Origin of the sequence: Synechococcus sp. MU1651 (assembly GCF_023630635.1) — a bacterium.
In the GTDB taxonomy this organism is placed as follows: Bacteria; Cyanobacteriota; Cyanobacteriia; order PCC-6307; family Cyanobiaceae; genus Parasynechococcus.
Genome location: NZ_JAKUHJ010000008.1, coordinates 37,721 through 52,690 on the forward strand (window position 1 = coordinate 37,721; position 14,970 = coordinate 52,690).

Here is a 14,970-nt window from a genome sequence, read left to right on the forward strand (position 1 = left end):
TTCCGTCGACACCATGGTGAGTCCGGGACTGGACCTGGAATTGAGCTTTAGCCAGGCCCTGCAAGGGTTTGGCTTCTCCCCGGAGGTGGCGAGGCTGCTTTGGCTGCCGCTGCCGATGCTGCTGGTTCTGGTGGCTGCAGTGGTGGGTGTGCTGGTTTCGGTGTGGCTGGAACGCAAGATTTCCGCCGCCGTCCAGCAGCGGATCGGTCCGGAGTATGCCGGTGCCCTGGGCGTGCTTCAGCCCCTGGCTGACGGCCTCAAGCTGCTCGTCAAGGAAGACATCATCCCGGCGCGGGCCGACAGCCTGCTGTTCACCCTCGGCCCGGTGCTGGTGGTTGTGCCGGTGATCATCTCTTGGCTGATCATTCCTTTCGGCCAGAACCTGCTGATCAGCAATGTGGGCGTGGGGATCTTCCTCTGGATCGCCTTCAGCAGCATCCAGCCGATCGGCTTGCTGATGAGCGGCTATGCCTCCAACAACAAGTACTCGCTGCTCGGTGGGCTGCGGGCCGCGGCTCAATCGATCAGCTACGAGATTCCCCTGGCTCTGGCGGTGCTGGCCATCGTGATGATGACCAACTCGCTGAGCACGGTCGACATTGTGGGTCAGCAGACCGGTGCCGGCATCTTGAGCTGGAACATCTGGCGCCAGCCGGTGGGCTTCCTGATTTTCTGGATCTGCGCCCTGGCCGAGTGTGAGCGGCTGCCCTTCGACCTTCCCGAAGCTGAGGAAGAGCTGGTCGCCGGCTATCAGACCGAGTACGCGGGCATGAAGTTCGCCCTCTTCTACCTGGCGGGTTACATCAACCTGGTGCTCTCGGCCGTTCTGGTCAGCGTTCTGTATCTCGGTGGTTGGGGCTTCCCGATTCCTGTGGAGTGGCTGGCCGGCTGGTTGAACCAGCCCATCGATGCCCCCGTGGTGCAGGTGATCACGGGCACCGTTGGCATCGTGATGACGGTGCTCAAGGCCTATCTGCTGGTGTTCGTGGCGATCCTGCTGCGCTGGACCACCCCCCGCGTGCGCATTGACCAGCTGCTCGATCTCGGCTGGAAGTTCCTGCTGCCCCTGTCCCTGGTGAACCTTCTGGTGACAGCAGCGCTCAAGCTCGCATTCCCCTTTGCATTCGGCGGCTAGGTTTTCCTACCTAGGATTTCTTAGCTCCCGGCTCCGCCTCGTCCTCTCCGCTTCAGACCATGTTCGGCTTCCTCAAACAGGTCGGTGATTACACCCGGGATGCAGTCGATGCAGCCCGGAATCTGGCCCAAGGCTTTTCGGTCACGTTCGACCACATGCAGCGCCGTCCGGTCACGGTGCAGTACCCCTACGAGAAGCTCATTCCTTCCGAGCGTTATCGGGGCCGGATTCACTACGAATTCGACAAGTGCATCGCCTGTGAGGTGTGCGTGCGGGTCTGCCCGATCAATCTTCCGGTGGTCGATTGGGTGATGAACAAGGCCACGAAGAAGAAGGAGCTGCGCAACTACTCCATCGACTTCGGCGTCTGCATCTTCTGCGGAAATTGCGTCGAGTACTGCCCCACCAACTGCCTCTCGATGACGGAGGAGTACGAGCTGGCGGCTTTTGATCGCCACAGCCTCAACTACGACAACGTGGCCCTCGGACGCCTTCCCACCAGCGTCACCACCGACCCCTCCGTTGTTCCCCTCAGGGAACTCGCCTATCTGCCGGCGGGCGAGATGGATCCCCACGGTGTTGCCGCTGATCGTCCCCGGGCTGGTCAGCTGCCGTCTCAGGTGTTGGAGACCCTCAGCCCTCCTGCCAAGTCCCCTGCCAAGAATGAGGGACAATCCTCCAGTGAGGCCAAGGAGGGCGACGCATGACCATCGCGACAACCACCGAGCTGATCTGTTTTCTGGTGCTGTCCGCCGTTGTGGTGATCGGCGCCCTGGGTGTGGTGCTGCTCAGCAACATCGTCTATTCCGCCTTCCTGCTGGGCGGGGTGTTCACCGCCGTCGCAGGGCTCTATCTGCTGCTGAATGCCAGTTTCGTGGCCATGGCCCAGATCCTGGTGTACGTGGGCGCGATCAACGTGTTAATCCTGTTCGCGATCATGCTCGTCAACAAGCGGGAAGACCTCAAGGCCATCGCCAACCTCACCACGCGCCGTGTGGTGTCAGCCGGCGTCTGTGCTGGTCTGCTGGCGTTGCTGGTTCGTGTTGTGGTCACCACCCCCTGGTCGCTGCCCGGTCCTGCCGCCGTGGGTGAAGAGGCCACGGCCCGCATTGGTGAACACCTGTTCACTGATTACCTCTTGCCTTTTGAGGTGGCATCGGTGCTGCTGCTGATGGCCATGATCGGCGCCATCGTCTTGGCCCGTCGTGATGTGCTGGCCACCGATGTGGTCACCGGTGAGGTGGCCGATCAAGGCCTGATTGAGAAGGCCCGTACTCCCCTGCTGATGAATCGAGCGGACTGATGAGCGAATTCCTTGCCACGCTTCCCTCCCTGCAGGCCTACCTCCTGGTGGCCGCGATGCTGTTCTGCATCGGCGTTTGGGGTCTGATCAACAGCCGCAATGCGGTGCGCGTGCTGATGAGCATTGAGCTGATGCTCAATGCCGTGAATATCAACCTGATGGCCTTCTCCTCCTTCGTGGATGGTGATCTGATTCGCGGCCAGGTCTTCGCCGTGTTCGTGATCACGGTGGCCGCCGCTGAGGCCGCTGTTGGTCTGGCGATCCTGCTGTCGCTTTATCGCAATCGCGTTACCGTCGACATGGAGCAGTTCAACCTGCTGCGCTGGTAACCCCCGCACACCTGGGTCATGCGTCTCGATCGGGTCTGGGTGATCTATCGGGCCGACAGCCAGCCTGCCCAGCGTGAAGCTCGCCAATGTGCCAAGGAGCTGAAAGCTCTCGGCTCCCACGTGGTCACGGCGATGTCGGGGCCGCGGGTGAATCCTTTCCCCGGCCTGCTGGCTGTTGAGGAGTCGTTGCCCGACCTGGCGCTGGTGCTGGGGGGGGATGGAACTGTGCTTGGGGCTGCCCGCCACCTGGCGGTGCATGACATCCCGATCCTCAGCATCAATGTGGGAGGCCATCTGGGCTTTCTGACCCATGACCGGCGTGTATTGCGCGGCGATCAGATCTGGCAACGCCTTCAGGACGATCAGTTCGCGATCGAACGGCGCATGATGCTTCAGGCGATGGTGGATCGACGCTCCGCTGAAGATCGAGCGGCTTCGCCGGGCCCGTTGCAACAGCCGGATCTCGAAGACGATGAAGAGCACCACTGGGCCTTCAACGACTTCTACCTGCGGGCCTACCGCGATGAGATTTCGCCCACCTGCACCCTGGAGCTCGAGATCGATGGGGAAGTGATCGACCAGGTGCGTGGTGATGGCCTGATCCTCTCCACGCCCACGGGGTCCACCGGGTACGCCCTGGCGGCAGGGGGACCGATTCTTCACCCCGGCATCGATGCCATCATCGTTGCCCCGATCTGCCCGATGAGCCTCTCCAGCCGAACGCTGGTGGTGCCGCCTCGGGCCAGGTTGGCGATCTGGCCCCTCGGGGCTGGGGATCACCGCATCAAGCTGTGGAAGGACGGTGTGGGCTGCACGGTGCTGGAGCCTGGGGAGTGCTGTGTTGTTCAGCAGGCGCGCCACCATGCCCTGATGGTGTTGCTCAATCAAAGCCCGTCGTATTACCGAACCCTCTCCCACAAGCTGCATTGGGCGGGAAGCCTGCACGCGTCTCAGCCCTCGCAGAATTGAGCCATGGCCCTCGAGATTGAACGGCGCTTTCTGGTGCGGTCGGGCGCCTGGCGCAGCAGTGCCGGCCCCGCACAGCCGCTTCGTCAGGGCTACCTGGCCGCCAGTGCCGACGGTGTGACGGTGCGGATGCGTCTGCGCGGATCGGATCAGGCCTGGCTCACCCTGAAGGCGGCGGCTGATGCCGTTGGCCTGGTGCGCCACGAGTTCGAATATCCGATTCCCGTGGCGGATGCCGAAGCCCTCTGGGATCTGGCGCCGCACCGCCTGGACAAAGTCCGCTACGCCCTGGATTGCCCTGGTGGTGACTGGGTGGTGGATTGTTTCCAGGGCGAGAACGCCCCCTTGGTGCTGGCGGAGGTGGAGCTGGCATCGGCCCAGGCGGATCTGCTGATTCCGCCCTGGTGTGGCGAGGAGATCACCGGGGAATCCCGCTGGAGCAATGCGGTGCTGGCCCAGCATCCGGTTCAGTCCTGGCCCGAGGAGCAGCGTCGACGTTTTGGCCTGACGTAAGACCGGACTGGATTTGTCTTCAGATTTCCTTTAGCTTTGAGTTGTCCTGATTGGTGGCTCCTTCCAGTGGTGGGTCTGTACGACACAACTGGAATGCTTCGCTTCGCAGGCTCCAGCGTGGAGGCCTGTCTGGAATACGCCACGCTGTTTCAGATCCCTGTGGGCCCCACCTCCCTTCAAAGCTTGCCGGAGCCTGTCAGCTCCACGATCAGGCTGAGGGGGGATCGTGTTCTGGAAGGACGCAACAGTTGAAGCCGTCCCGGCAGATCTTGCCGTTGTCCATGGCCCAATTGAGCAGTGCCACTCGGTTCTTCGAACCGGTCTTGGTGAACACGTTGCTCACATGGTTATCCACCGTTCGTTTGCTGATTGTGAGACGGTCAGCGATTTCCTGATTGGTCAGTCCTTCGGCCACGAGCTCGATGATCTCGATCTCCCTGGCAGAGAGGGAGATCTCCAGAGGATCGGTACCGTCGAGGGAGGACATGGGCGACCACCGTTGGGATCATGCTAGTCCGGACGACCGGTCTGATCCTGCATAGTGGGCCGGTGAAATGGAACGAGATTTGAGCACGGCGCTGCAGCGCGCAATTGAGGCCGGGGATCAGGTGCTCACGGCCGAGGTGATGCCTCCCCGTGGAGCCGACCCCTCCCACATGTTGGCCATGGCCGCATCGCTGCGAGGCCGTGTCCATGCCGTGAATGTGACCGATGGCAGTCGGGCCGTGATGCGGATGAGCAGCCTGGCCTCCTGCAAGTTGCTGCTTGAGGCCGGTCTGGAGCCGGTGTTGCAGATGGCCTGCCGGGACCGCAACCGCATCGCCCTTCAGGCCGATCTGCTCGGGGCCCATGCCTTGGGGATCCGCAACCTGTTGTGTCTCACTGGCGATCCGGTGCGGGCGGGCGATCAGGCGGATGCCCGGCCGGTGAATGAGTTCGAGTCGGTGAAGCTGCTGCAGCAGGTGGATTCCCTCAATCGGGGCGTGGATCCCGTGCAGGGCACCCTGCCCGATGGGGCGACCACGCTGTTTGCCGGGTGTGCCGCCGACCCACAATCGAGGAGCTGGAGCGGTCTCCAGCGCCGGTTGCAGCGCAAGCAGGCGGCGGGAGCCCGCTTCGTTCAAACCCAGATGGTGATGGACCCTGAAGCGCTCGAGCGCTTCCAGCACGAACTGGCCGGCCCCCTGGGTCTGCCCGTGCTCGCTGGCGTGTTTCTGCTGAAGTCAGCCAAGAATGCCCGGTTCATCAACCGCGTTGTGCCGGGAGCCTGCATCCCCGATGCGTTGATCCATCGGCTGGAGTGCGCCGAGAATCCCGCCATGGAGGGCGTGGCCATCGCCGCTGAACAGGTGAAGCGCTATCTCGGCATCGTTCGTGGCGTGCACCTGATGGCAATCAAGGCCGAGGAGCGCATCCCGTTGATCCTGGATCGCGCTGGACTCAGCTCGCTGCCTGGGTGAGGTCGGTGCCGAGCAGCTCCGCCATGGCTTTCTGCTGCGGGGAAGGCTCCACCAGGTCCTGACGACGGGCATCGGTGATCAGCCAGTCGAGCGAGGCCTCCTGCAGATCGAAGTGATCACCGTCCTTGCCCACGCAGTAGCGGCCGAACACCAGTTTCTCTAGCAGCTGCACGCCGGGGCCGATGCGTGAGTAGTCGAAGATGATCGAGTTGTCGACCGTGGCGCCCTCACAGATGTGGCAGCTGGGGCCGATCATGGTGGGCCCAACGATCGTTGCGCCATCTTCGATCTTGGTCATGCCGCCCACGTAGACCGGGCCGGTGACGTTGATCTTGTCCCAGTTGGCGGCCACATTCAGACCGGTGTAAACCCCGGGACGCACCTCCTTGCCGGGGATGCCCACTTGACGGACGTCACCCATCAACACGCTGCGGATGGCTTGCCAGTAGTCGGGAACCTTGCCGATATCCACCCATTCGAAATCCATCGGGATGGCATAGAAGGGTGCACCGAGCTCGGCCAGTTTCGGGAACAGATCCGAGCCGATGTCGAAGGACTGTCCCGAAGGGATGTGTTCAAAGATCTCCGGCTCAAAGATGTAGATGCCGGTGTTGATCGTGTCGCTGAGGGCTTCGTCGACGCTGGGCTTTTCCTGGAAGCTTGAAATTCTGTTCTGGTCATCGGTGACCACAACGCCGTAGCTGCTCACCTGATCCTTGGGGACCCGTTTGGTGACGAGGCTGGCGATCGCACCCTTCTCTTTGTGCAGGCGTACCGCTTCGCTGAGATCAAGGTCGATCAGCGCATCGCCGCAGAGCACCACGAAGGTGTCGTCGAAGAAGTGCTGGAAATCCTGGATTTTTTTGAGCCCCCCTGCAGACCCCAGGGCACTGCCGATCAGTTCGCCGTCTTCAATCCGTCCTTCAAAGCTGTAGGCAATTTCAACCCCGAAACGCTGGCCATCCCGGAAGTAATTTTCAATCTCTTCGGCCAGGTGGGAGACGTTCACCATCACCTCGGTGAAACCGTGCTCCTTGAGCAGTTCCAGCAGAAATTCCATCACCGGCTTCTGCAGGATCGGAATCATGGGCTTGGGGATCACATGGGTGATCGGTTGGACCCGCGTCCCCTTACCAGCCGCCAGAATCATCGCCTTCATTGGCGTTTGGTCGGGTCAATACAAGGTAGTGACCATAGACCCGGTCTTAGGCCGCCACGACCGTCCGGGTCGGCGACGGATCTGGCACCTGAAGGCTGCGGATCGGCAGTTGCGTTGCAGTGCCACTCGCGGGGATGAATTTCAGTCGCAGCGGTCCGTGGAGCCAAGCCTCCTGTTCCAGCTCAACCCGGCCCTGGGAGGAGAGAAACAGCAGGGCCCAGAACACCCCGACCCGGTCACGGTCCAGGTCCGCCGCGGCGGCCACCTCCCATTGGTCCACCAGTTGATCGAAGCCCACCCAGTCCAGGGCGGTCTCCCAACCGTTCAGAAACACCCCCAGTGCTGCGGTTGTTTCCGGCAGCTTTTCGCGGTGGGCCAGTCCGGCCACCTGGGCGATGGCTTCACGGTTGCTGTAGCGCTTCTGCCGTTTGCGGCGGCGTGCCTCGAGTTCGTCTGATTCCAGCTGCTCGGCAATTGTTTCCAGCTGTTCGATCAGCTCCCCGAGGGTGACGGGCCGACGCAAGGGCGGGGGTGCCACGGGTCGCCGCTGCAGATGACGTTCCGGCCGTCGGGGCAGATCAAAGGCCGGATCCAGCCAGCCTTGCTCATCGAAGTCGGCATCGAAGTGATCTTCGACTTCAGGCGGCGGCGGCAACATGCTGGTTTCAAGCATCTCCGCCTTGAGTCCCACCAGCACGGAGGCGGCCAGGAAGGCTTCGCTGCTATCAGCCAGGTCCCGTTCGTAGCTGCCGCCCCGTCCGGCCAGGGCGGCCGCCACCTGCCCGGGAACTTCGATGCGTTGCCGGAGTTGATCCAGAAAGCCGTCGATGACGGCAATCACATCCACATCCCAGGGATCGAGATCGCCCCGCTCCGCTGCGTCCTGCAGCAGCCGAATCGCAAGGCGGGCTCCAGCATCAGCGCCGTCGTTGGGGGCCACCTGGAGCAAGTCAATTCACCCTTTCCCGGCAAGGTATCGGTCCTCAACCGGTGTCGCCAGTGCTGCCTCAGGCCGCGCTGCTGGCGTCGGAGACCTCCGCCTGGTCGTTGTCGTCGCTCTCGGCACTGGTCGCGCTGACGGTGGTGGCAGGCAGCAGGCCCAGCTGGGTTTCAACGGTGGAGCGGTAGCGGCTGAGGTCGGTCTCCAGTTCCTGGATCCGCACCTGCTGTGCTTCGTATTCGTTCGCCTTGCTGAACTGTTCAACGTTGTTGAGCATCCCGGTCCAGGCGGCGAAGAACCAGGCCGACACGGCTCCCAACCCCGCTGCCAGCAGCAGCAGACCCGCCAAAGGCAGGGTGTACTCGACCCCGGGCAACACGTGAACCGTCGTGGGGCTGGTGTTCGCCAGGGTGAAGAACACCGTGATCAGGCCGAAGCTGAAGATCAGGCCGAAGTTGATCTGACGCATGGCAGGGGAGCGTTCCCTGGAACTTACGGACGGTTGGCTGGGAATGAATCGGAATCGATACGTGATTTATGACGCGCCTTTTATGACGCGCCCAGGCCGGGGGCCTGGATGACTGCTGGAACGGGCGCCTGACCTCGAATCAAGGGGGCCGTTGGTGAGATCACCTGTTCCATCGCACCCAGGTTTCGGTTCACCAGGGCTTCGATCGAGCTGCGGTAGCTGTCGGTCATCAGCTTGGGGTACAGCCCGATTCCGATGATCGGCACCAGCAGGCAGCCGATGATGTACACCTCGCGTGGCTCCGCATCCACCAGGTTGGTGTGGGACACCAGCTCCTCTTTCTCCTTGCCGAAGAAGATTTCGCGAAGCATCGAGAGCAGATAGATCGGTGTGAGGATCACGCCGACGGCGGCCAGCCCGCAGATCACCACGCGGAAGGGCAGGGTGTAGGCCTCATCCGTGGCGAAACCAGCGAACACCATCAGTTCGCTCACGAACCCGCTCATGCCGGGCAGGGCCAGGGAGGCGAGGGCACACACCGTCCAGAGCGCGAACATGATGCGCATCTTCTGGCCGATGCCTCCCATCTCATCCAGCTGAAGCGTGTGGGTGCGGTCGTAGGTGGCACCCACGAGGAAGAACAGGCTGGCCCCAATCAAGCCGTGGCTGATCATCTGCAGCATGGCGCCACTGGTGCCCAGGGCACTGAAGCTGCCCACGCCGATCAGCACGAAGCCCATGTGGCTGATCGAGCTGTAGGCGATCTTTCGCTTGAGGTTGCGCTGGGCGAAGGAGGTGAGTGCGGCGTAAATGATGTTCACCACCCCCAGCACGATCAGCAGTGGGGCGAACTGAGAGTGGGCCGCTGGCAGCAGTTCACAGTTGAAGCGCAGTAGGGCATAGCCGCCCATCTTCAGCAGGATGCCGGCCAACAACATGTGCACCGGTGCCGTTGCTTCGCCATGGGCATCCGGCAGCCAGGTGTGCAACGGCACGATCGGAAGCTTCACGCCGAAGGCGATCAGCAGCCCGGCGTAGCAGAGCAGTTGAAAGCCCGTGCCGAAGTCTTTGGCTGCAAGAGCGGTGTACTCAAAACTGGGGGTGCCGCCGCCGAAGAAGCCCATGGCCAGGGCGGCCAACAGGATGAACAGGGAGCTGCCAGCGGTGTAGAGGATGAATTTGGTTGCGGCGTACTGGCGTTTCTTGCCGCCCCAGATGGCCAGCAGCAGATACACCGGGATCAGCTCCAGCTCCCAGGCCAGGAAGAACAGAAGCATGTCCTGCACGGCGAAGACGGCGATCTGGCCGCCGTCCATGGCCAGCAGCAGGAAATAAAACAGCCGCGGTTTGAAACTCACCGGCCATGCCGCCAGGCAGGCCAGGCTGGTGATGAAGCTGGTGAGCAGGATCAACGGCATTGAGAGCCCGTCGGCTCCCACCGCCCAGGTGAGGCCTAGATCCGGCAGCCAGCTCACCCGTTCGGACAGCTGCAGACCACTCAGATTGGGGTCATAGCCGGTGAGGTAGGCCGCAACGGTGATCAGGAAGGTGATCAGCGTCACGATCAGGGCGTACCAGCGCACCTGTTTTCCCTCGCCTTTGTCCGGAACCAGCGGCACCAGCAGGGCACCCACAATCGGCACCAGGATCGACAGGCTCAGCCATGGAACGGTGGCCTGAACCGGATCGCTGAGTCCGGCGACTGCGAATTCGAACACGCTGATCCGATCCTCACTGGATGGATCGTAGAAATCATGGCCGCTGTGTCATCACCTCGATAGGCGATGACACACATGGACGATGAGCTCTAAGCGATCGGCCCGCCGATCACGCCGAACAGCACCACCAGGCCGATCACACCGGCAAACACAATCAAGGCATAGAACTGGGCGCGTCCGGTCTCGAGATATTTGAGACCTTCGCCGCTGCCGAGGGTGAGCAGTCCGGTGAGGTTGACCACGCCATCCACCACTTTGGCGTCCACCTCGAGCACTTCCCGCGCCAGTTTGCGGCTGCCGCGAACGAACAGCTTTTCGTTCAACACATCGAGGTACCACTTGTTGGCGAGGAAGGCATTCACCGCCGGGAAGCGGCCGGCCACCAGTTGCCCCAGATCAATCTGACGCAGGGCATAGGCCAGAACAGCCAGGCTGATGCCGGCAACGGAGATGGCCACGGAGGCGCCCGCCAGGGGGAGAAACTCGCCCCAGCTGAATTGTTCGGCCATCTCGAGGGCTTCTTCTGGATTGAGAAGGCCCGCAAAGCGGCTGTTCCATGGGGTGCCCAAGAGGCCAATCAGGACGGAAGGCACCGCCAGCACCGCCAAGGGGGCCGCCATCGGCCAAGCCGACTCGTGCACGCTGCCGCCATGGGCGTGGTGCTCGGAAGGATCCTTGCCAGCAGCGGTCAGCAGCTGGGCCTGCATGGCGGTGTCATTGCCGCGGAACTCCCCTTCAAAGGTGAGGAAGTAAAGCCGGAACATGTAGAAGGCCGTCATCCCCGCCGTCAGGAAGCCCACCACCCAGAGCAGTGGGTAGCTGTTGAAGGCCTGGCCAAGAATTTCGTCCTTGCTCCAGAAGCCGGCCAGGGGCGGAATGCCGCTGATGGCGATGCAGCCGATGAAGAAGGTGATCGAGGTGACGGGCATCTTTTTGCGCAGGCCGCCCATCAGGCGCATGTCCTGGGCGAGAACGGGCTCGTGGCCCACCACCTCCTCCATGGCGTGGATGACGGAGCCTGATCCCAGGAACAACATCGCCTTGAAAAAGGCGTGGGTCACCAGGTGGAAGATGCCGGCGACCGGGGCGCCGCAACCCATCGCCAGCATCATGTAGCCGAGCTGGGAGACGGTGCTGTAGGCCAGACCCTTCTTGAGGTCCATCTGGGTGAGGGCAATGGAGGCCCCCAGGAAGCAGGTGATCGTGCCAACGACGGCGATCACGGTTTGAACGATGGGGAACTGGGCGTAGAGGGGATCAAGGCGGGCGACCAGGAACACCCCTGCGGCCACCATCGTTGCGGCGTGAATCAGCGCTGAAATCGGCGTCGGGCCCTCCATGGCATCGGGCAGCCAAACGTGGAGGGGGAACTGGGCCGACTTGGCCATCGGACCCATGAACACCAGCAGGCAGAGCAGCAGCGCTGCCCATGGGGCCACCGTTCCGGTTGCCAGGCCGTTCTGCAGGCCATCGGCGATTCCTTGGAAATCGAAGCTTCCGGTGGCCCAGAACAGGCCAAGGATGCCCAGCAGCAGGCCGAAGTCACCAACCCGGTTCACCACAAAAGCCTTCTGAGCGGCGTGGGCGGCACCGTCGCGGTCGTACCAGAAGCCAACCAGCAGGTAGGAGCACATGCCCACCAGCTCCCAAAAGACGTAGATCTCCAGAAGATTGGGGCTGATGATCAGACCCAGCATGGAGCTGCTGAACAGCGCCAGGTAGGTGAAAAAGCGTACGTAGCCCTTGTCATGGGCCATGTAGCCGTGGGAATACACCAGCACCAGCAGGGCGATGGTGGTGACCAGCGCCAGCATCACCGCCCCGAGTGGATCCACCACGTAACCCATCGGCAGAACGAAGTTGCCAGCACTGGCCCATACGAACAGATGCTCGACTGGCGGAGCCCCATTGAGCTGGTTGAACAGGATGCTGTAGCTGAGGGCCGCAGCTGCGCCAACGCAGGAGATCAACAGCAGCGCAACGGGTTTGCGCAACCGGTTGATCGTGCGGTTGAAGCTGATCAATCCCAACCCGGTCAGCACTGCGCCGAACAGGGGCAGAACCGGTATGAGCCAGGCGAGTTCCTCGGCCGAGGGCATCCGCAAAAAGGAGGTTGAAGCGAGTGTAGGCAGCTCAGCCCAGCAGGTTCTGGAGTGCTGAATTGCGCATCAACTCGGCAGCCGTCGGAATGAAGCGATGGGCCCACCAGAACACGCCGACGGCGATGGCGATGCCCAGTTGTGCCGGTCGAACGAATTCCTGCCACTGCAACTGCTGGCGTCCATCCAGCACTGCTGCGAAAGGCACGATCGAGGTGCTGGCCTTGAGCTCGTCAAAGGCTTCGCCGAAGCGGGCCTTCAGGCGCCGGTCGCCATGCCAGACGGCGAAGAGGTGATGGCCGATCAAGCCCACGCAGGTCACCAGCATGAAGCTGCTGCCGATCCAGAGGGCGTGGGTGAGGCACCAGAGGATTTGCCCGATGGCCTGGGGATGGCGGCTGATGCGGATGATCCCCGTGGCGTAAAGACGCACCTGCGGTTTCAGCACCGCTGGGATCTCCAGCAGGTTGTAGGTGGCTGGATAGAGGAAGAGAAAACTGATGGCGGTTCCGATCCACACGAGCGGAATCACCCCAGGCACGCCCTGGAGATTCCACAGCCGCACCCCGTCGTAGCGATGGGCCAGGAACCATCCGATCACTACCACGGCCGAGGGAATGCTGGCTGCCGCGAAGATCAGGCGCCAGGCCCGTGCTCCGATCACGGCCTCAGCCCGGCTGCGCAGGGCAGCACCACCGCTGTGAATTACGGCAAACAAGATCAGCAGCACCAGCATCACGACGCTGCTGTGGTGGGTGGAGGCCATGGCGGCTGCGTTGGAAGAGCGTGATTCTGGCTTTCTGACGTGGCGGTCCTAAATTTATGGTGTTCCTCCGGGTGTTCCGCGGTGGCCGATCTGCCGTTCACCCTCGACCAGCTGCGGATCCTTCGCGCGATTGTCAGTGAGGGCAGCTTCAAGAAAGCCGCCGATAGTCTTTACGTCACCCAGCCCGCCGTCAGCCTTCAGATCCAGAACCTGGAGAAGCAGCTGGAGGTGTCGCTGTTTGATCGCGGCGGGCGCAAGGCGCAGCTCACTGAGGCTGGCCATCTGCTGCTGAGTTACTGCGACCGGATCCTGAGCCAGTGCCATGAAGCCTGCCGGGCCCTGGATGATCTCCACAACCTCAAAGGTGGATCCCTGATCGTGGGAGCAAGCCAGACCACCGGCACCTACCTGATGCCCCGGATGATCGGCCTGTTCCGCCAGAAATATCCGGACGTGTCCGTGCAGCTCCAGGTCCACAGCACCAGACGCACGGGCTGGAGTGTGGCCAACGGTCAGATCGACCTGGCGATCATCGGTGGTGAATTGCCGCCGGAACTCAATGAACTGCTACAGGTGGTGCCCTACGCCAGTGATGAGCTGGCGCTGGTGCTGCCGGTGAAGCACCCCTTGGCCCGACTGGCTGAACTCACCAAGGAAGACCTGTATCGCCTGGGCTTTGTCTGTCTCGATGCGCAATCCACCACCCGGAAGATGGTCGACCAGCTTCTGGCGCGCTCCGGCCTGGATGTGCAGCGCCTGCGCATCGATATGGAGCTGAATTCGCTGGAAGCCATCAAGAATGCCGTTCAGGCGGGCCTGGGAGCCGCCTTTGTTCCCGTGGTGTCGATCGAGCGGGAGTTATCGGCGGGAACGATTCACCGGCCCCAGGTGGCTGATCTGCAGGTGCGGCGTCAGCTCAAGTTGATCACCCATCCCGCCCGCTACTGCTCACGCGCCTCGGTGGCCTTCCGCAATGACGTTCTGCCCGTCTTTGCCAGCGCTGACAGCCCGATTCGTCAGGCAGCGAAGGTCGTGCCTGAAGCGATCGGGGAGCAACTGGTTCAGAACTGATCGGCCTCGGGTGTCACGCCCACAGCGTCATCTGCCACGCCTCGGGTGAGGAATTTGTTCTCACTGATATCGGTTTGGTAGACGCAGCGCACCACGGGCTTGTCCCGAACGGAGCCGATGTAGGCAAAAGTGTTCATCCGCTGTTTGCACTCACGCTCCTGCTCGGCGGTGATAGCCCCCTCCTTGCGCAGCACCGACCAGTTCTCCCGACGGATCACACAACCCGGTTGCAGGGTTGGCTGGGTCACAAAGCTGCTGGAGGGGTTGAGCGTCGTGTACATCTCGATGTCCATGACGAAGGCGCTCGCCCCCCACTGGCGGCAGAACTCCGGGTCGGGAACGGCCATGTCCAGTTGCTGGGAGCTGGCGATGTTTCCCTGGTCTCCCGTGGTGGTGCTGGTGACAGCGCTGCCGATACCGATTCCCACCACGAGAACTCCTGCCAAGACGGCCACGGTGAGGGTGCTGAATTGAAAGCCGCCCTGGCCGCCTCCACCACCTGGTGGCGGGCCGGGAGGACGGCCGTATCCGCCCCGGGGTGGAGCGTCGTAACGATCCCGCTCACCGCGGTTGTAGCGGCCATCACGCGGTCGGCGGCCGCCGCGGTCGTAGCGCGAGCCGGTCACAACAGTTCTGGGGTGCGGGGCAGGCCCATGGAGAAGTTCTGCACGCGGCCATCTGGGTTGTAGCTGAGTTCTCCAGCCTGGAGCAGTTGTCGGATGAATCCCTCCAGATCGGTGCCGATGCGGCGCAGGGTGTAGTCACTCAGTTCGCCGCCGGCTGCGGCATCCACCAGTTCCTTGAATCGTCCCTGCACCTTGGCGAGGCTGGCGGCATCCCAGAGAAATTCGTTGTCGGGATCCAGATCCAAGGTCAGTTGGTCATCCGAAGGAACCAGATCCTCCTCTTGAAGTGCTGCTGTGAACAGGCGCACGTGGCGGGTGGTGCACTTGAGAAGGGTGTCAGCCAAGACGCGCCCACGGGAAAGCTGACACGACTTTAAGAAGCGAACGGGGGTCAAGCCCTTTTAAGGTTGGTTTCA

Annotated in this window: 17 protein-coding genes; 8 read left to right on the forward strand and 9 right to left on the reverse strand. The window is 62.4% G+C overall.

Annotation, left to right across the window (positions count from 1 at the left end):
* Positions 1-16: 16 nt before the first annotated feature.
* The 6 genes from nuoH to NCN05_RS07955 are packed head-to-tail and all read left to right on the forward strand — an operon-like array spanning position 17 to position 4,246.
* Positions 17-1,135, forward strand: a complete 1,119-nt coding sequence (gene nuoH / locus NCN05_RS07930; RefSeq protein WP_250397692.1) for an NADH-quinone oxidoreductase subunit NuoH — start codon at positions 17-19, stop codon at positions 1,133-1,135.
* 59 nt (positions 1,136-1,194) lie between these two features.
* Positions 1,195-1,842 carry an NAD(P)H-quinone oxidoreductase subunit I gene (gene ndhI / locus NCN05_RS07935; protein ID WP_250397667.1) on the forward strand — a complete coding sequence of 216 codons (648 nt, stop codon included), beginning with the start codon at positions 1,195-1,197 and terminating at the stop codon, positions 1,840-1,842.
* Positions 1,839-2,438: an NADH-quinone oxidoreductase subunit J gene (locus NCN05_RS07940; protein WP_038552703.1), complete on the forward strand. Its 600-nt coding sequence runs from the start codon at positions 1,839-1,841 to the stop codon at positions 2,436-2,438. Before ndhI ends, NCN05_RS07940 begins: the two co-directional genes overlap by 4 nt.
* On the forward strand, positions 2,438-2,767 hold the full coding sequence (gene nuoK, locus NCN05_RS07945; RefSeq protein WP_250397668.1) for an NADH-quinone oxidoreductase subunit NuoK: 330 nt from the start codon (positions 2,438-2,440) through the stop codon (positions 2,765-2,767). The genes NCN05_RS07940 and nuoK overlap by 1 nt, the downstream gene beginning before the upstream one ends.
* A gap of 18 nt (positions 2,768-2,785) precedes the next feature.
* Positions 2,786-3,736: an NAD(+) kinase gene (locus NCN05_RS07950; RefSeq protein WP_115160870.1), complete on the forward strand. Its 951-nt coding sequence runs from the start codon at positions 2,786-2,788 to the stop codon at positions 3,734-3,736.
* Positions 3,737-3,739: 3 nt separating this feature from the next.
* Entirely contained in the window at positions 3,740-4,246 is a 507-nt protein-coding gene (locus NCN05_RS07955; RefSeq protein WP_250397669.1) for a CYTH domain-containing protein, read from the forward strand.
* Positions 4,247-4,454: 208 nt separating this feature from the next.
* On the opposite strand, the gene pedR is transcribed toward NCN05_RS07955, so the two are convergent.
* Positions 4,455-4,733: a photosynthetic electron transport-dependent transcriptional regulator PedR gene (gene pedR, locus NCN05_RS07960; RefSeq protein ID WP_011365335.1), complete on the reverse strand. Its 279-nt coding sequence runs from the start codon at positions 4,731-4,733 to the stop codon at positions 4,455-4,457.
* 67 nt (positions 4,734-4,800) lie between these two features.
* On the opposite strand from pedR, the gene NCN05_RS07965 reads away from it, so the two are divergent.
* Positions 4,801-5,706: a methylenetetrahydrofolate reductase gene (locus tag NCN05_RS07965; protein WP_250397670.1), complete on the forward strand. Its 906-nt coding sequence runs from the start codon at positions 4,801-4,803 to the stop codon at positions 5,704-5,706.
* Here the strand turns inward: NCN05_RS07965 and NCN05_RS07970 are convergent.
* From NCN05_RS07970 to NCN05_RS07995, 6 genes are all read right to left on the reverse strand, one after another.
* Positions 5,687-6,865, reverse strand: a complete 1,179-nt coding sequence (locus NCN05_RS07970) for a nucleotidyltransferase family protein (protein ID WP_115009929.1) — start codon at positions 6,863-6,865, stop codon at positions 5,687-5,689. The two genes, NCN05_RS07965 and NCN05_RS07970, sit on opposite strands and share 20 nt — an antisense overlap.
* Positions 6,866-6,911: 46 nt before the next feature.
* Positions 6,912-7,814 carry a segregation/condensation protein A gene (locus NCN05_RS07975; protein ID WP_250397671.1) on the reverse strand — a complete coding sequence of 301 codons (903 nt, stop codon included), beginning with the start codon at positions 7,812-7,814 and terminating at the stop codon, positions 6,912-6,914.
* Positions 7,815-7,872: 58 nt separating this feature from the next.
* Positions 7,873-8,274, reverse strand: a complete 402-nt coding sequence (locus NCN05_RS07980; protein WP_115009931.1) for a lipopolysaccharide assembly protein LapA domain-containing protein — start codon at positions 8,272-8,274, stop codon at positions 7,873-7,875.
* Between the two features lie 80 nt (positions 8,275-8,354).
* On the reverse strand, positions 8,355-9,992 hold the full coding sequence (locus NCN05_RS07985) for an NAD(P)H-quinone oxidoreductase subunit 4 (protein WP_250397672.1): 1,638 nt from the start codon (positions 9,990-9,992) through the stop codon (positions 8,355-8,357).
* Positions 9,993-10,081: 89 nt separating this feature from the next.
* Positions 10,082-12,091: an NAD(P)H-quinone oxidoreductase subunit 5 gene (locus tag NCN05_RS07990; protein WP_250397673.1), complete on the reverse strand. Its 2,010-nt coding sequence runs from the start codon at positions 12,089-12,091 to the stop codon at positions 10,082-10,084.
* Positions 12,092-12,125: 34 nt separating this feature from the next.
* The gene (locus tag NCN05_RS07995) at positions 12,126-12,857 is read right to left on the reverse strand and encodes an NnrU family protein (RefSeq protein ID WP_250397674.1); all 732 of its coding nucleotides are present in this window, start codon (positions 12,855-12,857) and stop codon (positions 12,126-12,128) included.
* Positions 12,858-12,938: 81 nt separating this feature from the next.
* Here NCN05_RS07995 and NCN05_RS08000 point away from each other — a divergent pair, with 81 nt between their 5' ends.
* Complete coding sequence (locus NCN05_RS08000; RefSeq protein ID WP_250397675.1) at positions 12,939-13,928, forward strand: LysR family transcriptional regulator; 990 nt, start codon at positions 12,939-12,941, stop codon at positions 13,926-13,928.
* Here the strand turns inward: NCN05_RS08000 and NCN05_RS08005 are convergent.
* Positions 13,919-14,554: a DUF3172 domain-containing protein gene (locus tag NCN05_RS08005; RefSeq protein WP_250397676.1), complete on the reverse strand. Its 636-nt coding sequence runs from the start codon at positions 14,552-14,554 to the stop codon at positions 13,919-13,921. The genes NCN05_RS08000 and NCN05_RS08005 overlap by 10 nt on opposite strands.
* Positions 14,551-14,898 (reverse strand): NAD(P)H-quinone oxidoreductase subunit M, encoded by a 348-nt coding sequence (locus tag NCN05_RS08010; RefSeq protein WP_025362552.1) that lies wholly within the window; start codon positions 14,896-14,898, stop codon positions 14,551-14,553. Before NCN05_RS08010 ends, NCN05_RS08005 begins: the two co-directional genes overlap by 4 nt.
* Positions 14,899-14,970: the final 72 nt, after the last annotated feature.

Bases quoted from the DNA above. Each gene is read 5' to 3' on its own strand.
- ndhI (WP_250397667.1), top strand. From the start codon at position 1,195: ATGTTCGGCTTCCTCAAACAGGTCGGTGATTACACCCGGGATGCAGTC.
- NCN05_RS07940 (WP_038552703.1), top strand. From the start codon at position 1,839: ATGACCATCGCGACAACCACCGAGCTGATCTGTTTTCTGGTGCTGTCC.
- nuoK (WP_250397668.1), top strand. From the start codon at position 2,438: ATGAGCGAATTCCTTGCCACGCTTCCCTCCCTGCAGGCCTACCTCCTG.
- NCN05_RS07950 (WP_115160870.1), top strand. From the start codon at position 2,786: ATGCGTCTCGATCGGGTCTGGGTGATCTATCGGGCCGACAGCCAGCCT.
- NCN05_RS07955 (WP_250397669.1), top strand. From the start codon at position 3,740: ATGGCCCTCGAGATTGAACGGCGCTTTCTGGTGCGGTCGGGCGCCTGG.
- pedR (WP_011365335.1), bottom strand. From the start codon at position 4,733: ATGTCCTCCCTCGACGGTACCGATCCTCTGGAGATCTCCCTCTCTGCC.
- NCN05_RS07965 (WP_250397670.1), top strand. From the start codon at position 4,801: ATGGAACGAGATTTGAGCACGGCGCTGCAGCGCGCAATTGAGGCCGGG.
- NCN05_RS07970 (WP_115009929.1), bottom strand. From the start codon at position 6,865: ATGAAGGCGATGATTCTGGCGGCTGGTAAGGGGACGCGGGTCCAACCG.
- NCN05_RS07980 (WP_115009931.1), bottom strand. From the start codon at position 8,274: ATGCGTCAGATCAACTTCGGCCTGATCTTCAGCTTCGGCCTGATCACG.
- NCN05_RS07990 (WP_250397673.1), bottom strand. From the start codon at position 12,091: ATGCCCTCGGCCGAGGAACTCGCCTGGCTCATACCGGTTCTGCCCCTG.
- NCN05_RS07995 (WP_250397674.1), bottom strand. From the start codon at position 12,857: ATGGCCTCCACCCACCACAGCAGCGTCGTGATGCTGGTGCTGCTGATC.